Annotated in this window: 1 protein-coding gene; it reads right to left on the reverse strand. The window is 65.6% G+C overall.

Translation table 11 applies throughout. The features are described from left to right. Positions 1–29: 29 nt before the first annotated feature. On the reverse strand, positions 30–1,373 hold the full coding sequence (locus ABZX40_RS41505; protein ID WP_355751423.1) for an IS630 family transposase: 1,344 nt from the start codon (positions 1,371–1,373) through the stop codon (positions 30–32). Positions 1,374–1,422: the final 49 nt, after the last annotated feature.

A 1,422-nucleotide genomic window follows, 5' to 3' on the forward strand; every position in this document is an offset into this window, starting at 1 on the left:
CTAGTGTGATGCGCCGGAAATCCTGAGGGTTAGTTCTGGCCTGTTTGCTGGCCGGCGGTTCCGACTTTGGTGAGGTAGTCGGCGAGAGAGTTGAGGATCTCGTCGGCTGACTTGGTCCAGGTGAAGGGCCGCGGGTTCTCGTTCCAGGTGTCGATCCACGCTGTGATGTCGTCCTCCAGTGCCTTCACGGAGGTGTGGACGCCGCGGCGGATGAGTTTGTCGGTCAGCAGGCCGAACCATCGCTCCACCTGATTCATCCAGGAGGAGCCGGTGGGGGTGAAGTGGACGTGGAATCGTGGGTGTTTGCCGAGCCACGTCCTGATCTCGGCGGTGTTGTGGGTGGCGTAGTTGTCACAGACGAGGTGGACGTCGAGCCCGGCGGGTACCGCCTTGTCGATCTGAATCAGGAACTTCTTGAACTCGATCGCCCGGTGGCGGCGGTGCAGTGCCGATATGACGGTGCCGTCGGCGATGTTGAAGGCGGCGAACAGGCTGGTGATGCCGTGCCTCAGGTAGTCGTGGGTGCGGCGCTCGGGCATGCCCGGCATCATCGGCAGCACTGGCTGGGACCGGTCCAGCGCCTGGATCTGGCTCTTCTCGTCCACGCAGAGCACGACCGCCTTCTCGGGCGGGTGGTGGTACAGGCCGACGACGTCGACGACCTTGGCGACGAACTGCGGATCGGTGGACAGCTTGAAAGAGTCCTGCAAGTGGGGCTTGAGGTCGAACCGCTTCCAGATCCGGCCGATCGTCGACCTCGACAGGCCGGTGCGCCGGGCCATCGAGGCCCGTGACCAGTGCGTGTCCTGGCCCGGGAGCGACTCCAGAGTTGCCACCACGACCTCCTCGACCTGGTCGAGGAGAATCGAAGGCGGCCGGCCCGAGCGCGGCTCGTCATGCAGGCCATCGAGGCGTTTTGCGATGAACCGGGCCCGCCAGCGGTCCACGGTCGACCTGTCGATACCGAGGTCGGCCGCGGCCTGCTGGTTCGTCCCGCCCTCCGCGCAACGCAGCACGATCTTCGCCCGTAACGCGAGGAACTGGGCGGTCTTGGCCTGCCTCGCCCACTGCTGCAGCTGCCTGTGTTCAGCATCGTCGAGGATCAGGTCGGCCTTCGGCCGGCCGATCCAGCCGGCGTCGTCAAGGCCGGCCATCCGGTCCAGGGCGAAGGCCCGACGCCACTTGCCAACCGTCTTGGCCTGGACCCCGACGAGCCGTCCGACAGCCGCGTTCGACATCCCCTCAGCACACGCCAGGATGATGCGGGCCTTCTCGGCCGAGCGCCGGTGCGGCATGTCCGTCCGGCGTACCAACTCGGCCCGCTCGGCATCGGACAACGTGATCGCCACAGCAGAGGGCCCCGAATGCGACATGGCAACAGGGTACTTACTAATCCTCAGGATTTCCGGCGCATCACACTAG

This window comes from Streptomyces sp. NPDC004610 (assembly GCF_040609715.1).
Taxonomy (GTDB): domain Bacteria; phylum Actinomycetota; class Actinomycetes; order Streptomycetales; family Streptomycetaceae; genus Streptomyces.

Coding starts and splice junctions, on each gene's coding strand:
- ABZX40_RS41505 (WP_355751423.1), bottom strand. CDS start 1,373: ATGTCGCATTCGGGGCCCTCTGCTGTGGCGATCACGTTGTCCGATGCC.